Origin of the sequence: Streptomyces sp. NBC_01116, assembly GCF_041435495.1 — a bacterium.
Classification (GTDB): domain Bacteria; phylum Actinomycetota; class Actinomycetes; order Streptomycetales; family Streptomycetaceae; genus Streptomyces.
Genome location: NZ_CP108644.1, coordinates 4,342,756 through 4,360,489 on the forward strand (window position 1 = coordinate 4,342,756; position 17,734 = coordinate 4,360,489).

At 71.0% G+C, this 17,734-nt stretch carries 15 protein-coding genes; 4 read left to right on the top strand and 11 right to left on the bottom strand.

The genetic code is table 11. The features are described from left to right. Positions 1-6: 6 nt before the first annotated feature. Both OG245_RS18910 and OG245_RS18915 read left to right on the top strand, forming a co-directional pair. Positions 7-726 carry an ABC transporter permease gene (locus OG245_RS18910; protein WP_371624675.1) on the top strand — a complete coding sequence of 240 codons (720 nt, stop codon included), beginning with the start codon at positions 7-9 and terminating at the stop codon, positions 724-726. A 303-nt stretch (positions 727-1,029) separates the two neighbouring features. Beyond that, positions 1,030-1,734 (top strand): hypothetical protein, encoded by a 705-nt coding sequence (locus OG245_RS18915; RefSeq protein ID WP_371624676.1) that lies wholly within the window; start codon positions 1,030-1,032, stop codon positions 1,732-1,734. 73 nt (positions 1,735-1,807) lie between these two features. On the opposite strand, the gene OG245_RS18920 is transcribed toward OG245_RS18915, so the two are convergent. From OG245_RS18920 to OG245_RS18960, 9 genes are all read right to left on the bottom strand, one after another. After that, positions 1,808-2,623 carry an HAD family hydrolase gene (locus OG245_RS18920; protein ID WP_371624677.1) on the bottom strand — a complete coding sequence of 272 codons (816 nt, stop codon included), beginning with the start codon at positions 2,621-2,623 and terminating at the stop codon, positions 1,808-1,810. Continuing rightward, positions 2,620-3,897 carry a serine--tRNA ligase gene (gene serS, locus OG245_RS18925; RefSeq protein ID WP_371624678.1) on the bottom strand — a complete coding sequence of 426 codons (1,278 nt, stop codon included), beginning with the start codon at positions 3,895-3,897 and terminating at the stop codon, positions 2,620-2,622. Before serS ends, OG245_RS18920 begins: the two co-directional genes overlap by 4 nt. Positions 3,898-4,584: 687 nt before the next feature. Then, positions 4,585-5,520: a prephenate dehydratase gene (pheA, locus tag OG245_RS18930; RefSeq protein WP_371624679.1), complete on the bottom strand. Its 936-nt coding sequence runs from the start codon at positions 5,518-5,520 to the stop codon at positions 4,585-4,587. A gap of 98 nt (positions 5,521-5,618) precedes the next feature. Next, complete coding sequence (gene efeB / locus OG245_RS18935) at positions 5,619-6,941, bottom strand: iron uptake transporter deferrochelatase/peroxidase subunit (protein WP_371624680.1); 1,323 nt, start codon at positions 6,939-6,941, stop codon at positions 5,619-5,621. A 5-nt stretch (positions 6,942-6,946) separates the two neighbouring features. Beyond that, a complete protein-coding gene (locus tag OG245_RS18940) occupies positions 6,947-8,905 on the bottom strand; it encodes a copper resistance CopC/CopD family protein (protein WP_371624681.1) in 1,959 nt (652 codons plus the stop codon). A 12-nt stretch (positions 8,906-8,917) separates the two neighbouring features. Beyond that, positions 8,918-9,367: a copper chaperone PCu(A)C gene (locus tag OG245_RS18945; protein WP_371624682.1), complete on the bottom strand. Its 450-nt coding sequence runs from the start codon at positions 9,365-9,367 to the stop codon at positions 8,918-8,920. Next, positions 9,364-10,023 (bottom strand): SCO family protein, encoded by a 660-nt coding sequence (locus OG245_RS18950; RefSeq protein ID WP_371624683.1) that lies wholly within the window; start codon positions 10,021-10,023, stop codon positions 9,364-9,366. The genes OG245_RS18945 and OG245_RS18950 overlap by 4 nt, the downstream gene beginning before the upstream one ends. Before the next feature lie 45 nt (positions 10,024-10,068). Next, positions 10,069-10,812, bottom strand: a complete 744-nt coding sequence (locus tag OG245_RS18955) for a YcnI family protein (protein ID WP_371624684.1) — start codon at positions 10,810-10,812, stop codon at positions 10,069-10,071. Positions 10,813-10,960: 148 nt separating this feature from the next. Then, on the bottom strand, positions 10,961-11,824 hold the full coding sequence (locus OG245_RS18960) for a hypothetical protein (RefSeq protein WP_371624685.1): 864 nt from the start codon (positions 11,822-11,824) through the stop codon (positions 10,961-10,963). Between the two features lie 293 nt (positions 11,825-12,117). On the opposite strand from OG245_RS18960, the gene OG245_RS18965 reads away from it, so the two are divergent. Continuing rightward, on the top strand, positions 12,118-12,690 hold the full coding sequence (locus OG245_RS18965) for an ATP-binding protein (RefSeq protein ID WP_371624686.1): 573 nt from the start codon (positions 12,118-12,120) through the stop codon (positions 12,688-12,690). 36 nt (positions 12,691-12,726) lie between these two features. On the opposite strand, the gene OG245_RS18970 is transcribed toward OG245_RS18965, so the two are convergent. Beyond that, positions 12,727-14,205 carry an aminopeptidase P family protein gene (locus tag OG245_RS18970; RefSeq protein WP_371624687.1) on the bottom strand — a complete coding sequence of 493 codons (1,479 nt, stop codon included), beginning with the start codon at positions 14,203-14,205 and terminating at the stop codon, positions 12,727-12,729. Between the two features lie 214 nt (positions 14,206-14,419). Continuing rightward, on the bottom strand, positions 14,420-15,907 hold the full coding sequence (locus OG245_RS18975; protein ID WP_371624688.1) for a PP2C family protein-serine/threonine phosphatase: 1,488 nt from the start codon (positions 15,905-15,907) through the stop codon (positions 14,420-14,422). A 629-nt stretch (positions 15,908-16,536) separates the two neighbouring features. Between OG245_RS18975 and OG245_RS18980 the strand changes: the two genes are divergently transcribed. After that, a complete protein-coding gene (locus OG245_RS18980) occupies positions 16,537-17,280 on the top strand; it encodes a bifunctional DNA primase/polymerase (protein ID WP_371624689.1) in 744 nt (247 codons plus the stop codon). The last annotated feature ends 454 nt before the right edge of the window (positions 17,281-17,734 follow it).

Below are 17,734 nucleotides of genomic sequence, written 5' to 3' on the forward strand. Positions count from 1 at the left end.
ACCGTCATGTACGACCCCACAGTCGCCCGGCTCACCTACCGGGCCCTGCTCGGCCGGCGCCGGGCCGCCATCCTGTTCGTCCTGCCCGCTCTGCTGCTGGTCATCGCCGCGGCCGTGCGCATGTTCGCCGGAGCCGATGACCAGATCGCGTCGGATGTCCTCGGCGGGTTCGCCATCGCCACGATGGTGCCGCTGATCGGCGTGATCGCGGGCACCGGGGCGATCGGCCCCGAGATCGACGACGGCTCGATCGTCTACCTGCTCGCCAAGCCCGTGAAGCGGCCCACGATCATCTTCACCAAGCTGATCGTGGCCATCGCGGTGACCATGGTGTTCTCCGCCCTGCCGACGCTTCTGGCGGGCCTGATCCTCAACGGCAACGGCCAGCAGATCGCCGTCGCCTACACGATCGCGGCGCTGGTCGCCTCGATCGCGTACAGCGCCCTGTTCCTGCTGCTCGGCACGGTCAGCCGGCACGCGGTCGTCCTCGGCCTGGTCTACGCGTTGGTCTGGGAGGCCCTGTTCGGCAGCCTGGTGCCCGGCGCGCGGACGCTCAGCGTCCAGCAGTGGTCCCTGGCGGTCGCCCAGAAGGTCGCGGGCGACGGCGCGGTGACCTCGGACGTCGGCCTGCCGCTCGCCACGGTCCTGCTGGTCGCGGTCACGGCCGCCGCCACCTGGTACGCGGGCCAGAAGCTGCGGACGCTGAAGCTGGCGGGCGAGGAGTGAGGGCTCTGGCCTGAGCCCTCGTGCGCTTCGACGACCCCCGCCCGTTCGGACCTGGGCGGGGGTCGTCGTATGAGCGGACAGATGTGCGCGTAACCGTACGTTTATCGGGTCGTTGGGCAGGGTGCGTGGAGGCAACTGGAATCCGTGGCGTCGTAGCGATCGTGAAATCGGGGAATGCCGGCACCGGGTGAGGCCCAGCCCACCGGACCGGTCATCGAGTGAGTGGCAACCGTGAGCGTCCTCCACCCCTGAAGCCCGGGGTGTGGGCCGTCCTCGTCATTCCCTCGCACGAAAGGCACACCCATGCCCACGGAAGTCGCCCTGCTCGAATCACGCGCGCTGCGCGTGGAGCAGATGGGGCGCGTCGACGTCCTCGACAAGGTGAGGAGCCTGGTCATGCTCCCGGACGGAATTCACGTTCGCACAGAGGATGTGGCTCGTTACTTCGAAGTATCCACAGGTGCCGTCAAAAGGCTGACCGATCGGCACCAGGAGGAGTTGGCCGAGAGCGGGCTCCGCGTGCTGCGCGGCGCTGACCTGCAGTCCTTCCATAGCGACATGATGTCGCTATGGACCCGCGAAGGGGTGGGAAGTTATCCACAGGCGGCCACGCAGCTGCGGCTCTACACCCGCCGCACCGTCCTCAATGTCGCCATGCTTCTTCGCGACAGCGACATCGCCCGATGCGTGCGTACGTATCTCCTCGACGCCGAGGAGTCGCTGCGCACCCGGTACGCCCTTCTCGATCAGCGGGTCACCCGGATCGAGAGCTGCCTCACCGGCGTCGGCAGCGCGCTGCAGGAGCTCGGGCCGGTGCTGGTGCGGATGTCGGAGCGGCTCGACAGTCTGGACCGCAAGGTGGAGGTGACGCACCAGGTGATCGGGGCGATGAGCCTGCGGCTGACGGATGTGCAGCAGGACGTCGTCCGCGTGGACGGGCGACTGGACTCCATCGCCCGGCAGCTGAAGGATCTGCGTCGCCGTAACGGGCAGCGCGGGCAGCGCTGAGACCGGCGGCCCGGCACCGTGGGAAACGGTGCCGGGCCGCTGTCGCGCTGTCCGGTGGGTGCAGGTGGGCGCCCTACCGCACGGGCGCCGAGCGGAGCAGTTCCTCCAGCACCACCGCGATGCCGTCGTCCTCGTTGGACGCCGTGATCTCGTGGGCGACGGCCTTCAGGTCGTCGTGGGCGTTGGCCATGGCCACGCCGTGGTGGGCCCAGCCGAACATCGGGATGTCGTTCGGCATGTCGCCGAACGCGATCGTGTCGGCCGCCTTCACGCCGAGCCGGCGGGCGGCCAGCGAGAGGCCGGTGGCCTTGCTGAGGCCCAGCGGCAGGATCTCGACCACGCCGGCCCCGGCCATGACCACGTCGACCAGGCTGCCGACCGCCGCCCGCGCGGCGAAGGCCAGCGCGTCGTCGTCCAGCTCCGGATGCTGTATGTAGACCTTGTTGAGGGGGGCGGTCCACATCTCGGTGGCGTCGTCCACGAAGAGGTACGGAAGCGGCCCCTCCTGCACCTGGTAGCCCGGGCCCACCAGCACCTCGCCGTCCAGACCGTCGCGGCTGGCCGCCAGGTGCAGCGGCCCGACCTCCGCCTCGATCTTGGACAGCGCGAGACCGGCGAGCTGCCGGTCCAGGGTCAGCGAGGTCAGCAGCTTGTGCTCGCCCGCGTGGTAGACCTGCGCGCCCTGACCGCAGACCGCGAGCCCCTCGTAACCGAGGTCGTCCAGGATGTGCCGGGTCCAGGGGACGGCACGTCCGGTGACGATGATGTGCGCGGCGCCGGTCGCCGTGGCGGCGGCCAGAGCCTCGCGGGTGCGCTCGGAGACCGTGTCGTCCCCGCGCAGCAGTGTGCCGTCGAGGTCGGTCGCGACGAGCTTGTAGGGGAAGGTCACTTGGCGACCGGTTCCAGGACCTCGCGCCCGCCCAGGTACGGACGGAGCACCTCGGGCACCCGGACCGAACCGTCGGGAAGCTGGTGGTTCTCCAGGATCGCCACGATCGTGCGCGGTACGGCGCAGAGGGTGCCGTTCAGCGTGGCCAGCGGCTGGACCTTCTTGCCCTCGCGCATCCGGACCGACAGGCGACGGGCCTGGAAGCCGTCACAGTTCGACGCGGAGGTGAGCTCGCGGTACTTGCCCTGGGTCGGGATCCACGCCTCGCAGTCGAACTTCCGCGAGGCGGAGGCGCCGAGGTCGCCGGTGGCGACGTCGATCACCTGGAAGGGCAGTTCGAGGGCGGTGAGCCACTGCTTCTCCCAGTCCAGGAGCCTGCGGTGCTCGGCCTCGGCGTCCGCCGGGTCGACGTACGAGAACATCTCCACCTTGTCGAACTGGTGGACGCGGAAGATGCCGCGGGTGTCCTTGCCGTAGGTGCCGGCCTCGCGGCGGAAGCACGGGGAGAACCCGGCGTACCGCAGGGGCAGCTTGTCGGCGTCGATGATCTCGTCCATGTGGTACGCGGCGAGGGGGACCTCGGAGGTGCCGACCAGGTAGTAGTCGTCCTTCTCCAGGTGGTACACGTTCTCCGAGGCCTGGCCGAGGAAGCCGGTGCCCTCCATGGCGCGGGGGCGGACCAGCGCCGGAGTGAGCATCGGGACGAAGCCGGCCTCGGTGGCCTGCGCGATCGCCGCGTTGACGAGGGCGAGCTCCAGGAGCGCGCCGACGCCCGTGAGGTAGTAGAACCGCGAGCCGGAGACCTTGGCCCCGCGCTCCATGTCGATGGCGCCGAGCGCCTCGCCGATCTCCAGGTGGTCCTTGGGCTCGAAGCCCTCGGCGCCGAAGTCCCGGATGGTGCCGTGGGTCTCCAGGACGACGAAGTCCTCCTCGCCGCCGACCGGCACGTCCTCGTGGACGATGTTGCCGAGCTGGAGCAGCAGCCGCTTGGCGTCCGCGTCGGCCTCGTCCTGGGCGGCGTCGGCCGCCTTGACTCCGGCCTTGAGCTGTTCGGCCTTCTTGAGCAGCTCGGTGCGCTCCTCGGGGGTGGCCTTGGGGATCAGCTTGCCGAGGGCCTTCTGTTCGGCACGGAGTTCGTCGAAGCGGACGCCGGACGACCTGCGCAGCTCGTCGGCGGAGAGCAGGGCGTCGACGAGGTCGACGTCCTCTCCACGGGCGCGCTGGGAGGCGCGAACACGGTCGGGGTCCTCACGGAGCAGGCGAAGGTCAATCACCTCTCCAGGCTACCGGTGCGCGGTTCTCGCACTCGAACCGATATTGCCGAGCGTGTCACTTTGACCGAATTGCCGGAATTGATATTCCTGAAGGGGAATCCTGGGTGGTGCGGAAATCGGTGGCGCGCCGGCCCCTGGGGCGTCGGTGCCGGCGTCGCGCCGGAGTGGGGAGGGGTGTCAATAACGGTGGTTAACTCCCCTGAACAGGGCACAAGGTGCGGTCCGCCTTGACGTACCCGCCTTGAGCGGGGCGGGAGTTGAGGGGTGTGGGGGCTGTCGTTGTCCACAGGGGGCTTCGGGTCGAAATAGTTATCCACAGGCTGTGTGGAAGTTCTGTGGATGCCGGAGGATGTTGTTCCGGAACTCGGACGAAGCCCTGCGGAATCCTCATTCAAACCCGTTCCGCGTGCTCGATCGGGTGGGAATTCGCCGCACTATAGAGTTTGATCAAGGGAATTGGCGGCGCATGGGCGGCTCGTGGCGCCTCGTGGCTCTGTGGACGGCTCCGGGGCTGCTGGGTTGATTTGTCGACGATGTCGCATTGGCGTGTCGACTTGTCCCCAGGTCGAGAGCCTCCCTGTGGATAACTCTCCGGAGTGCGTGACTATCTGTAGATCGGATCGTTGCGGAGCGCGCGAAGAAGGCAGCCCCGGGCGGCCTGCGCACCGGAGCTGCTCCTGCCTTCCGTCAGATCCGGCCGTCCTGGCTACGGGCCAGCCAGTCGGAGGCTTCCATGAACGCCGTGTCCGACGTGCCCGCCCGCAGCGGCCGCACCTCGTCCGGGGAGACGCCCGCCCGCGGGTACGAGCCGAGGAACCGCACCTTCGGGCTGATCCGCTTGAGCCCCATCAGGGCCTCTCCGACCCGCCGGTCCGCGATGTGTCCCTCGGCGTCCACGGCGAAGCAGTAGTTGCCGATGCCCTCGCCGGTCGGGCGGGACTGGATCAGCATCAGGTTGACGCCGCGCACCGCGAACTCCTGGAGCAGCTCCAGCAGGGCGCCCGGATGGTCGTCGCCCAGCCAGATCACCACGGAGGTCTTGTCCGCGCCGGTCGGTGCGGAGGGCCGGGCGGGGCGGCCCACCAGGACGAAGCGGGTCTGGGCGTTCTCCGCGTCGTGGATCTCCGTCACCAGCGGCTCCAGGCCGTAGGTCGCGGCGGCGAACTCCCCGGCGAACGCGGCGTCGTACCGTCCCTCCTGGACCAGCCTGGCCCCGTCCGCGTTGGACGCCGCCGACTCCCACAGGGCACCCGGGAGGTGGGTCGCCATCCAGTTGCGCACCTGCGGCTGGGCGGCCGGGTGGGCGGTGACCGTCTTGATGTCCGACAGCTTGGTCCCGGGCCTTACCAGCAGCGCGAAGGTGATGGAGAGCAGCACCTCGCGGTAGATCATCAGCGGTTCCCCGCCGGCCAGCTCGTCCAGCGTCGCGGTGATGCCGCCCTCGACGGAGTTCTCGATCGGCACGAGCGCCGCCGCCGCCTCGCCGTTGCGCACGGCGTCCAGGGCGGCCGGCACGGACACCATCGGGACGAGTTCCCGGGTGGCGGCTTCCGGGAGCGTGCGGAGGGCGACCTCGGTGAAGGTGCCCTCGGGACCGAGATAGGCGTAGCGCGTGGCTGACATACGGTCACCCTAATGCGCCCCGCGAGGCCCGCCGGGCTGTCTCAGAATGCGGTCGGAAGGGCGGGGGAGAGCGGGAAAGGGTCCGGCGGGCGCACCCTCTACGACTCCAGGAGCCGCTGTCCCACGTACTCGGTCTCCGCCGCCCCGCCCGGGACCGCGAACACCCCGCTCGCCTCGTGCCGGAGGAACGGCGACAGCGCGTCTCCCCGGTCGAGCTTGCGCTGCACCGGCACGAAACCGCGGAACGGGTCCGCCTGCCAGCAGACGAAGAGGAGCCCCGCGTCCGGAGTGCCGTCCTCCGCGATGCCGTCGTGGTACGAGAACGGGCGGCGCAGCATGGCGGCCCCGCCGTTCTTCTCGGGCGAGGAGATCCGGGCGTGGGCGTTGTCGGGGATGACGAGCCTGCCGTCCGGGCCCGCCTTGTCGAGGTCCATCTCCGTGGTCTCGGTTCCCCCGCTCAGGGGCGCCCCGTCCGCCTTGCGCCGCCCGATGACCCGCTCCTGGCGCTCCACCGGGAGCTTCTCCCAGTCGTCCAGGAGCATCCTGATCCGGCGGACGACGGCGTACGAACCGCCCTCCATCCACTCCTGCGGCGTGCCGGGGGACGCGGGGACGAAGACGCGCCGGCCGAAGTCCTCGTCGGCCGGCTTCGGGTTGCCGGTCCCGTCGATCTGGCCCATCAGATTGCGGGCGGTCATCGGCCGGGCGGTCGCGCCGGGGGTGCGGTTGAAGCCGTTCATCTGCCACCGCACCCGTGCCGTGCCCGCGGCCTCCTTCTGGAGCGCCCGCAGCGCGTGGAAGGCGACCAGCGCGTCGTCCGCGCCGATCTGCACCCACAGGTCGCCGTTCGAACGCTCTGCGTCGAGGGCGTCGGCGGAGAACGCGGGCAGCGGGTCGAGCGCGGCGGGCAGGCGAGCCGTCAGACCGGTGCGCGCGAAGAACGTACGGCCGAAGCCGAAGGTGACGGTCAGGGACGACGGTCCCGCGTCCAGGGCGATCCCGGTGTCGTGCCCGGGGCCGTCCGGCCCGCCCGCGGCGGGGCGGCCCGCCATCAGTTCCTTCGCCACCGCGGACCAGCGCCGCAGCAGGGCCGCCGCCTCCTTCCGCCCGGCTCCCGCCGCCAGGTCGAAGGCGACGAGATGGCCCCGGGCCTGAAGCGGAGTGGTGATCCCCGGTTGATGTTTCCCGTGAAACATCGCCTCGGTCGCCCCGACGGTCGTCAGCGCGGCCGTCTCCTCGGGGCGGGTGGCGGCGTACCCGGCGGCCCCGCCCCCGGCTCCCAGCACCAGCCCCGTGGCGCCCGCCGCACCGGCCGTGCCCAGCAGCCGCCGCCGCGATACGCCGGTAGCACCGGCGTTGTCGGCGCCCGGGGAGCCGGTGGCGGCGGTCTCGTCCGGGGTCTGCTTCTTGGTCTTGCTCACCGTGCTCAGCCGATCTTCGCGTTCTTGTCGATGGTGACCTGGTCGATGTCGGAGGTCCGTACCGTCACGTCGACCTTCCAGTCCCCGGCCATCGGGATCTGTACGCCGCTCGCCGTCCAGTGCCCCTCGGCCAGCCGGTCGGGGACGACCGGCAGCGGGCCGATGTCCTTCGACTCCAGGGTGAGGGCGAGCTTCAGCTCGGGAACGTCCATCGGCTCGCCGTCGCTGCCGTCGATCCACACATGCAGATCGTTGGATCCGGTGCGGCCGGGGTCGATGTCGATGCGGACGGTGCCCTTGCCGTTCTCGCCGCCGGTGTCGAACGGCATGCTCAGGTTGACCGGGCCGCCGGCGGCGGGGGCGGTGGCCGCGGTGGCGCCGCTCGCGGCAGCCTCCTCCTCCGTCCGGCCCGGTTCGGTGGCCGTCAGCATGGTGGTGACGGCCAGCAGGACGACGGCGACGGCGGCTTCGGCCAGGACCGAGCGTCGCAGTCCGGAGCGCTCCGGATCGGCGTCCCGTATCCGCTTCTTCTTCGTCGCGGTCAGGACGGCCCGCTGACGGGCCAGTTGCGCGGCGCGCTCGGGGGCGACGTCGTCGGAAGCCCCGGAAGCCCCGGAAGCCGTGGATGTCTTCGACGTCTTGGGCGCCTCGGGCGCCTCGGACGTCTTGGATGCCTCCGCCGACGGGGCGACGGCGCTGTCCGTCAGCCGTCCCGTCCAGCGCCGGGAGAACCAGGCGACCGCGAGCAGGACGGCGATCAGCGCCACCTTGAGGATCAGCAGCTGCCCGTAACGCGTCCCGGTCAGCGCCGACCAGGAGCCGACCTGCCGCCAGGACTGGTAGATCCCGGTCGCCGCCAGGACCACGACACTGCCGAACGCGACCGCGGAGAAGCGCCGGACCGCGGCGCTCCCGATGTCCGGCGTCCGGTACAGCGCCACCAGGAGCGAGGCGAGCCCGCCGAGCCACGCGGCGACGGCGAGCAGGTGCGCCACGTCCACCGGCATGGCGATGGACGCCTGGATGCCCGTCGAGGCGTGCTCGGACATCGCCCAGGTGGCGGCGATGCCCGCCGCGACCACCCCGCCCCCGACAGCGAGGCCGAAGGTGAGGTCCTTCTTCTCCTGCTCGTCCTCGCGCCGGGCGTACGTGCCGAAGAGTACGGCGATGAACAGGGCGGCGGCCCCGAGCAGCAGCAGCCGGGAGACGAGGGCGGCTCCGGGCTTGGTGTCCAGGACGGACTGGAGCCCGACGAGGTCGAAGGCGTCGGCGAACTTCCCGCTCCCGGTGTACGGGTTGCGCAGCAGCAGCATGACCAGGGTCGCCGCGGTCAGGGTGAGCCAGCCGCGGACCACGAGCCGCTGCATCGGCAGGGCCGAGGCGCCGCCCCGCCAGCAGACCAGGACGAACGCGCTGCCGCCGACGAGCAGCACGAATCCGCCGTAGGCGGCGTAGCGCGCGATGTCGTAGACGACGCCGACCGGGCCGCCGCCCGCCTCCTGGGAGGACAGGGCCACCGTGGTCTCGGACGGGGCGCCGATGGAGAACGTGAACGCCCCGGAGATCGGATGGCTGTCGGCGGAGATCGCCTGCCAGGCCACCGTGTAGGTGCCGTCCGGCAGACCGGAGTGGAGCGCGACGCCGTAGCGGACGGTGCCGCCCTCGGAGAGGTCGCGCGGTTCGGCCTCGGTGTCGGCGCGTTTGCCGCTGGGGTCGAGGACGCGGATGGAGTCGTCGCCCACGGCGATCGCCTCGGAGAAGCTGAGGGTGACCTCCTTGGGCGCGGTGTCCACCACCGCCCCGTCCTGCGGATCGCTCCCGGTGAGGGCGGCGTGCGCGGACGCCGGGCCCGCGCCGGCCAGCAGCAGCCCGAAGACCAGGCTGACCAGCGCGGCGAGGAGCGCGGCGGCGGCGACGGGCCGTCGTATCGGGGACGGTCCGGCGTACGGGGCGGTGGCAGACATCGGGTCAGTCCCTCACTGCTTCTTCGGGTTGTGGGTGGTTTCCTTCACCGGCAGGTCGACCGTGATGAGGCCGGCCTTCTCGAAGTGCAGCTCGACGGAGACCTTCTCGCCCTGTTTGAGCTTCTGCTTGAGCTTCATGAACATGATGTGGTTGCCACCGCGTTCGAGGTCGAGCTCGCCGTTCGCGGGCACCTCGAACGAGGAGACCTCGCGCATCTTCTGGTTCTTCGTCTCGTGGATCGTGACGTCGTCGGAGAGCGGACTGGTCACCGAGGTGAGCCGGTCCCCGGCATCGCCGCTGTTCTGGACGACGAGGAACCCGGCGGCCATGTCGCTGACGGGCTGCGGCAGATAGGCGCCGACGACCTTCAGATCGGGCGCGCCGTCCGACGAGCACCCGGCCAGCGCCGCCCCCGCGGTGAGGGCGAGGACGCCGGCGAGAGCCGTGCGGCGGCGGTTCACGGCGTCTCCCCCTTGATCAGCTCGGGGAGGTCCTTCGCGTACTCCTCGGCGGAGGTGTCCTCGCCGTAGAGCACATAGCCCTCGTCCGTCTTCGGGGAGAAGGCGATGACCTGGGCGCCGTGCATCGAGACGACGGTCCCGTCCTTCTCCTTCTTCGGCGCGTCGATGCCGATGCCGATCTGCCGCGCCCCGGCCTGGATGGTCGGGAAGTCGCCGGTGAGGCCGGTGAAGGAGGGGTCCTGGGCGGAGAGCCACTTGCCGAGCGAGGCGGGGGTGTCGCGCTCGGGGTCGGTGGTGACGAAGACGACCTGGAGCTTCTCCTGGTCGGCCTTGGGCAGTTCCCGCTTGGCGAGCGAGATGTTGCTCATGGTCAGCGGGCAGACGTCGGGGCAGTTGGTGTAGCCGAAGTAGATGAGCGTCGGCTTGCCCTTGGTCGCCTCGCGGAGGTCGTACTCCTTGCCGTGGGTGTCGGTGAGGACGAGGTTCGGCTTGGTGAACGGCTGGTCGAGGACGGTCGCGGCCTTGTCCTTCGGCGCGGCGCTGACGTCGGCGACGGCCGATGAGCCCGCCTTGTCGTCACCGGTGCCGCAGGCGGAGAGGGCCAGTGCGGCCGCGGCGGCGAACGCCACGGCCGTCACTGCTGTTTTGTTGCGCATGGGATGAGGTGTCCTGAACGTGGTGCGGGTGAGGGAACCGGCCGGTCAGGCCGAGCGGCGACGCCCGGCGAGCACGCCGAACGCGATGCCGGCGATGCCGATGACGATGCCGATGATGCCCAGCGTGCGGGCGGTGGTGTCGCTGGAGGAGGAGGACGCGGCAGTGCTGCTCTCCTTGGCCGATGCCTCGGTGTCGGCGGCCTTGTGGTCGTCGGTCTTCTTGGTGTCGTCGGCGGCGCCGTGGCCGTCCTCGGCGGCGGCGGTCAGCTTCAGGACGGGGGCGGGGCTGTCGGGCTCCTCGCCGCCGGCCGTGGGCTCCTCGATCCAGCGGACGACTTCCTTGTTGTCGTACGTCTGGATCGCCTTGAAGACGAGCTGGTCGGCGTCCTCGGGGAGCGCGCCGACGGAGACCGGGAACTGCTGGAAGTAGCCGGGGGCGATCTCGCCCTCGTCGGCGGTCCAGGTCACCTTGGAGACGGCCTCGGTGATCTTCTTGCCGTGCACCTCAAGAGGCTTGTCGAGCTTGCTCTTGGAGATGTCGATCTTCCAGCCGGGGACGGCCTGCGGGGTGACGGACGACAGCGGGTGGTCGGCCGGGAAGTTGACTTCGAGCTTCACGGTCGAGGCCTGGTCGCGCTCGTTGGGGACCTTGAAGTTGAGCGTGGCGTATCCGCCCTTGGCGGCTTCGCCGACCGGCTGGACGCTGACGTGGGCGGCGGCCGGGCCGGCGATCAGCAGGACGGTGGACGCGGCGACGCCGCCGGCGAGGGCGATACGGGAAAGCTTCATGGCAGGAATCTCCACTGGGGAAACGGAACACGGTGGTCCGTCGCGCGGGTGCGCGGCGGCATCACGACACCTCGTGGTCCGGTTCCGTGGGTGTGCGCGCACGGGAACGTGCGCGGACGGGATCCGCGGGGCCGTCGGAGGCGTCGTGTCAGGCTGCGAGGGCGTACGGGGCCGGAGGCCCGCGCCTGATCACCAGGTGCTGCAGCGGATCCCCGGCGGCCGGTGCCGGCACCTCGTCGGAGGGGCGCGGAACGCGCGGTCCGGCCGTGAGCTGTTCGCGCGCCCCGGCCCGCAGCGCGCGGACGAGGGCGAGCGCGGCCCGCAGGGCCCGCAGCCGGGCGCCGGCCGCCAGCGCCTGGGCGCTGTGGGCGGAGAGCCGGGCCAGTCCGAACAGGGCGATCTCGCCGCGCCGCAGCAGCCAGCCGGTGGCGACCGCGACGAGGACGTGGGCCAGGAACATCGGCAGGCTCGGCAGCAGCGCGGAGACCGCGGCGCAGAGCTGCGCGATGCCGGAGGCGCCGTCCGGGCCGGCCGACGCGGCGCTCGCGACCGCTGTGGCCCCGCCGTCCGCGAGATGGCCGTGGGCCCCCGCGAGCGTCGACGGGTCGATGCCGGCGGAGGAGACGATGCGGTGGGCGTCGGTCGCGTTCAGCTGCTCCGGCCCGGCACCGCAGACGAGTCCGGCGGCGAACCGGATGACCGGGTTGTCGGCGCCGGTGGGCGCGGCGGCGGCCGGGGTGTCGGCGTGGCTGCCGTACGCGAAGAGCACGTGCAGGAGGATCTGCCCGCCGGCCAGCGCGCCCACGATCGACGGAAGGGAACGTTCCCGTCCGGCGAGGACCGTGGCGACGGCGAGGACGCCGAGGAATCCGGCGAGCAGTGTCCACGCGGGGACGGGCGCTCCGGCGGCGAGCGTGTGTCCGGCCGCGGACAGCACGACGCAGACCGCGGTGAACACCGCGGCCCTCATGAGCCGCAGACCGGCTCCTGCGTGTGCGAGAGGCGTGGACATGGCCGGAACATCATCGCACTGCACACCCCTGTGCCGTACGGCAGGTCCGGAAGATCAGACTCCGTCCGCAACCGCGCTTGTTGCGCCCGTTCGCGGGGGATGTACGGAACAGGGGCGAGCACCTCAGGTCACCGGACGGACGCCCGGTGACCTGGTGTCGGGCGGGTCCATACACCGGGCGGCCGAATATCCACATCCGCCGAATGAGGGCTCCCGCACCCGATCCGTGCTTACGAAGTGCCGAGGGCGGCAATACGTATCGATACGTCGAGCCGCAGCCAGGAGGCTGAAAGATGAGCATCTGGTGGTCTCTCCATTTGCGGCGCGAAGCCGCGAGCGTCCCGCTCGCGCGCCGTTTTCTGCTCGGCACCATGGAAACCGCAGGGGTGGATCCGGACATCTCCTTCGACCTGTCGGTCGCGCTCAGCGAGGCCTGTGCGAACGCCGTCGAACACGGCGGCGACCGGAAGGCTCTCGGGGAGTCGGGGGATTCCGGGTACGGACACCCTGCCGCGGACTCCGGGCAGTACCGGGTCACGGCTTATCTGGACGGCGAGAAATGCCGTATCGAGGTCAGCGACTCGGGGCCGGGCTTCCCCGCCCGCCGCGCGCTTCGCCCAGCCGCGCATGCAGTACAGCAACCACAGCAACCACAGCAGTCACAACACCCACAGCACCCACAGCAGTCGCAGAGCCCGCAGCAGGCACTCCCCCCGCGGGACACCGAAGCCGAGAGCGGCCGGGGCCTGGACCTCATCCAGCAGCTCTCGGACCACGTCCAGTTCGGCAACCGGCCGGGCCACGGCGCGGTGGTGCGCTTCGACAAGGTCCTGAAATGGCGCGAGGGCGCGCTGCTCACGGCGTAGTGAGCGGCGCGCCCTCGCGAGAGGTACGGCGGTGGGTCAGCCCTTCAGCCGCGCCATCCAGGCCTCGACCTCGTCCGCCCGGCGGGGCAGCGTGTCGGAGAGGTTCCGGTTGCCGCCCTCGGTGACGAGGATGTCGTCCTCGATCCGGACGCCGATGCCCCGGTACTCCTCCGGCACGGTCAGGTCGTCGGCCTGGAAGTACAGCCCCGGCTCCACGGTCAGGCAGACGCCCGGTTCCAGGACGCCGTCGACGTAGGCCTCGGTGCGCGCGACGGCGCAGTCGTGGACGTCCATGCCGAGCATGTGGCCCGTGCCGTGGAGGGTCCAGCGGCGCTGGAGGCCGAGCTCCAGGACCTTCTCCACGTCCAGGTCGCCGAGCAGGCCCCACGCGACGAGCTTCTCGGCGAGCACGCGCTGCGAGGCGTCGTGGAAGTCGCGGAAGGTGGCGCCGGGCTTCACGGCGGCGATGCCCGCCTCCTGGGCCTCGTACACCGCGTCGTAGATCTTGCGCTGGAGCGGCGAGAACGTGCCGTTGATCGGCAGGGTGCGCGTCACGTCGGCGGTGTAGAGGTCGTTGGTCTCCACGCCGGCGTCCAGGAGCAGCAGCTCGCCGGCGCGGACGTCGCCGTCGTTGCGGACCCAGTGCAGGGTGGTGGCGTGCGGACCGGCGGCGCAGATCGAGGCGTAGCCGATGTCGTTGCCCTCGATGCGGGCGCGCAGGAAGAACGTGCCCTCGATGAAGCGCTCGCTGGTCGCCTCGGCCTTGTCCAGGCTCCTGACGACGTCCTCGAAGCCGCGCGCGGTGGCGTCGCACGCCTTCTGCAGCTCGGCGATCTCGAAGGCGTCCTTCACCAGGCGGGCCTCGGAGAGGTAGACGCGCAGCTCCTCGTCGCGCTCCGCGGTGACCTTGTCGGTGAGCGCGGCCTCGACGGACGCGTCGTGGCCGCGCACGGCGCGGACCGGGCCGGTGGCCTCGGCCAGTACGGCGGTCAGCTCGCGGACGTCCTTCGCGGGGATGTTCAGCAGCTGCTCGGCCTCGGAGAGGGAGTTCCGTCGGCCGACCCACAGCTCGCCCTGGCCGTCGAGCCAGAACTCGCCGTTCTCCCGGTTGGAGCGCGGCAGCAGGTACAGGGTCGCCTCGTGGCCGCTGCCCTTCGGCTCCAGGACGAGCACGCCGTCCTGGGTCTGGTCACCGGTGAGGTACGCGTACTCGGTGGAGGCGCGGAAGGCGTACTCGGTGTCGTTGGAGCGGGTCTTCAGGTTGCCCGCGGGAATGACCAGGCGTTCGCCGGGGAAGCGGGCGGAGAGTGCGGCGCGCCGGGCGGCGGTGTGCTCGGCCTGGGCGATCGGCTGGAGGTCGTGCAGCTCCGTGTCGGCCCAGCCCGACTTCATGTTGTCGGCGAGCTCGTCGGATACGCCCGGGTACAGGCCGTTCTTCCGCTGCTTGACCGGTTCCTCTGCTTCGTTCTCCTCGGTCTCCTGCTCCGGGTTCTCCGGGATGAGCTCCTCAGACACGTTCTGTCTCTCCTTGAGTACGACACTGGACCATCACCCATCGTACGGGCGTACGGATGAGGACCCAGGGCCGAAGGACCTGTTATCGGGATACTGCCGACGGATCGGTCGACGAGGGCGGTCACGCGGCGTGGGCGGGCGGCCGACGAGGGGGCGGTCGGTCGACGGGGGGACAGCCAGTCGAAGTGAGGGCGGTCGGTCGACGTGGGGACGGTCAGTCGAAGTGGGCGGCGAGGATCACGACGTCCTCGGCCGAGTCACTCCGATCGAGGCCGTCGGGCAGCATCGTGCGCAGGACGTGGTCGGCGACGGCCGCCGGATCGTGCCGGGCCGACTTCGGTACGGAGGCGGCGGCGGAGTGCAGCCGGGCGAAGGCGCGGTCCATCGCGTCCCCGGTGCGGCGCAGCAGACCGTCCGTGTAGAGCAGCACCGTTTCACCGGGCGCCGGGCTGAACTCCACGCTCGGCGCCTCCCAGCAGGCGAGCATCCCCAGCGGGGCGGAGAGCGTGGTCTCGACGAACTCGCAGCGCCGCTCGCCGAGCACCAGGGGCGGGGTGTGCCCGGCCCCGGCGAGCACGACCTTGCGGGCGGCCGGATCGCAGTAGGCGAAGAGGGCGGTCGCGGTCCGCGCGGGTTCGGCGAGCCGCAGCAGCAGTTCCAGGTCGGAGAGGACGGCGACGGGATCCTCGCCCTCCATCACGGCGTACGCCCGCAGACTGGCGCGCAGTCGGCCCATGGCGGCCATGGCGCTCGGTCCGGACCCGCCCACGGAGCCGACGGTGAGGCCGAGCGTGCGGTCGGGCAGCGGCAGGGCGTCGTACCAGTCGCCGCCGCCCCGGGGGCCGGTGCGGTGCCGGGCGGCGAGCTGGACGCCGGGGATCCGTGGCAGCCGGCTGGGCAGCAGCTCCTCGGCGACGGCTGCGACGTCCGCGCGGGCGCGCTCCAGCTCGATCAGGCGGGCCAGGTGCTCGGTGGCGTAGCGCGCGTAGAGGCCGACGAGGTGGCACTGCTTCTGTGAGGGCTCGGCCGGTTCGTCGTAGATCCAGACGGCCGCGCCGAGGCGGCCCGCCGCCTCGGAGGCGAGCGGGAGGGTGTAGCTGGCGGCGTAGCCGAGCCGGGTGGCGACTGCGCGGTGCCGGGGGTCCAGGTCCTTCTCGCCGAGCAGGTCGGGGCTGGCGACCCCGTCGGCGGTGCCCGGCAGCCCGTCGAGGACGCGGCCGAGCGCGGTGGCCGCGCGCGGCACGGTCTCGATGTGGCCGAGTTCGGCGTGGCCGAGGCCGAGACCGAGGGTGGCGGAGGGCCCTTCGCCGTTCGCCGGCTCCAGGACGAGTAGTCCGCGCCGGGCGCCGACGAGGGCGGCTCCGGCGTGCAGCAGCTCGTTCAGGGCGTCGTCGAGGGTGTTCGTCCCGGCCAGCCGCTCGGTGAGTTCGTGCAGGGTCGTGAGGTCCGAGACCCAGCCCGCGAGCCGGTCCTGGATGAAGGCTCCGGTCGGCCCCGGGACCACCGTCAGAGGTGCCGGAGTGTGCGTTGAAACCGGAACTTCTGGATCGATTCCAGCCACTTTCGGCAGGTGTGGGGCGCTCATGGCAGCCAGCTTTCCGACCGGTGTGATTCGTCGAATAGCATCGCAAACCCCCATGTGATTCTGCGCCACTATCAATACATCCACATGTACACGCACAAGTAACCCGATGTCCAGCATTGTCCCTTTGGGTGCTGGGCGATTCGTGCTCTCCCAGTGTCGGTTAACTTGGCCGAAAATTGCACCCTATGGACGCTATTTACGATCGACTGAGCCTGCTCAACAGGGGTACCTCCGGGGTCAAGTCGCCGGAGGAGCGTCATTCCGGGCATGCTGGGTACGTAAACGGTGATGCGCGGGTGCGGCGGTGATCGCTCCGGAACCCGGCAGCGGGTTCGGGCGTCCTTACCCGTGAAGGTGACGCCCTCGCCCCGGACGGCGGGGTTCGCACCAGGGGCGGCAGGCGAGGCGCATGCCGCCCTCGCCCAGCGATCGCCGGTCCGGCTCGACCCGCTCGGTTCGACCCGCACGACTCTGCCAGGGCAGCACGACTCCGCTCGGTCGGTTCGGACCGTTCGGTCAGTTCGGCCCCGTTCGGTTCGACTCTGCTCGGTTCGGCTCTGTTCCACCCCAGGTCGGTTCTATTCGGCTCGGTTCCACTCGGCTCGGCTCGGCTCACGCTCGGTACCGACGGCACGCCTGTACCGCAGAACTGATGAGCACGTACGCACAGCGAAGAGATACGCACGTGGTGTCACACACGCGTGTGTCATGTGGACTCGGCGTTCAACGGAAAGGAACGAGCGCTCATGCGCGAGATCCTCGGAAGGCGACGCAGGCTCCGGCTCCGGCGCAAGGAGGGGGCAGCCCGGCTCGACGCGGCCCTGACCTGCGCCACCGTATGGCAATGGCCCGTGCTCCCCGGAGTGGGGACGGCGCAGGCCGGCCCGCGCGGCGAGAGCGGCGGCCCAGGCTGCGCCTGCCCCGAACCCGACTGCGCCGTACCGGGCGCACACCCCTTCGATCCCGGCCTGCTGGCGGCCACCACGGACGAACGCATGGTGCGCTGGTGGTGGACCCACCGCCCCACGGCCCCCGTGATGCTGGCGACCGGCGGCCGCGCGCCGTGCGCGGTGAGCCTGCCCGCGGTGGCCGGCGCCAGAGCGCTCAGCGCCCTCGACGTCCTCGGCATGCGGCTCGGCCCCGTCGTGGCGACGCCCACCCGGTGGTCGCTGCTGGTCGCCCCGTACAGCCTGGAACGGCTCGGCGAACTGCTGTACGCGAAGGACTGGGTGCCCAGCTCGCTCCGGTTCCACGGTGAGGGCGGTTATCTCGTGCTGCCGCCGTCCCGGACCGGCGCGGGCCAGGTCCGTTGGGAGCGGCCACCCGCGAAGGCAGTGGCCTCCACCGACGGCCCGGTGTCCCGAGGGCGTTCCAAGGGCGGGGATCCCGCGGTCGCGGCGCCCTGGCTCCCGGACGTGGAAGCGGTCCTGGACGCCCTGGTCGAGGCGAGTACCGGCGCACCGGGCGGCGGCAGTCGGCTGGCCCACTGAGCCGGCCGAACGGCGGGAATCGCGGGGCCCGGGCCCGAAGCCCGGGGCCACAGCCCGGCTCACGGTGTCCGGTCCTCGGAGCCCGGTTCACGGTGTCCGGCTCACTCGAACGGGTGTGAGCCGGGCCGGATCCCCGGTATCAGGGGTGCCGCGCGGTCTGACGGCGCGCATTGCAGCGGTCCGATGGCCGCCGTCCTGTTCGCCTGTCCGGTTCCGCTGGTCGTTTCGCGGAACCTGCCGTTGCTCCGATTGCCGTATCGGGTGATCCGGCAGCCGAGGTGAAACCGTCTGGTGCATCGCCAGAAAGGGCAGAGCCAAAGGCTCCTGATGGCCTATCCGCAGATGAAACTGCCGCCCTGTCGCCGACGTTGCTGAAATCGTCATCGAGAATGAGCGCAGAAGCCGGATCTCTGCCTGAGCCTGATCGTTCGTCCTCTTCTGGCGGTGGCGATCG

Excerpts from the sequence above, each read along its gene's own strand:
- OG245_RS18910 (WP_371624675.1), top strand. The coding sequence starts at position 7 with ATGTACGACCCCACAGTCGCCCGGCTCACCTACCGGGCCCTGCTCGGC.
- OG245_RS18915 (WP_371624676.1), top strand. The coding sequence starts at position 1,030 with ATGCCCACGGAAGTCGCCCTGCTCGAATCACGCGCGCTGCGCGTGGAG.
- pheA (WP_371624679.1), bottom strand. The coding sequence starts at position 5,520 with ATGTCAGCCACGCGCTACGCCTATCTCGGTCCCGAGGGCACCTTCACC.
- OG245_RS18940 (WP_371624681.1), bottom strand. The coding sequence starts at position 8,905 with ATGTCTGCCACCGCCCCGTACGCCGGACCGTCCCCGATACGACGGCCC.
- OG245_RS18950 (WP_371624683.1), bottom strand. The coding sequence starts at position 10,023 with ATGCGCAACAAAACAGCAGTGACGGCCGTGGCGTTCGCCGCCGCGGCC.
- OG245_RS18955 (WP_371624684.1), bottom strand. The coding sequence starts at position 10,812 with ATGAAGCTTTCCCGTATCGCCCTCGCCGGCGGCGTCGCCGCGTCCACC.
- OG245_RS18960 (WP_371624685.1), bottom strand. The coding sequence starts at position 11,824 with ATGTCCACGCCTCTCGCACACGCAGGAGCCGGTCTGCGGCTCATGAGG.
- OG245_RS18965 (WP_371624686.1), top strand. The coding sequence starts at position 12,118 with ATGAGCATCTGGTGGTCTCTCCATTTGCGGCGCGAAGCCGCGAGCGTC.
- OG245_RS18975 (WP_371624688.1), bottom strand. The coding sequence starts at position 15,907 with ATGCTGGACATCGGGTTACTTGTGCGTGTACATGTGGATGTATTGATA.
- OG245_RS18980 (WP_371624689.1), top strand. The coding sequence starts at position 16,537 with ATGCGCGAGATCCTCGGAAGGCGACGCAGGCTCCGGCTCCGGCGCAAG.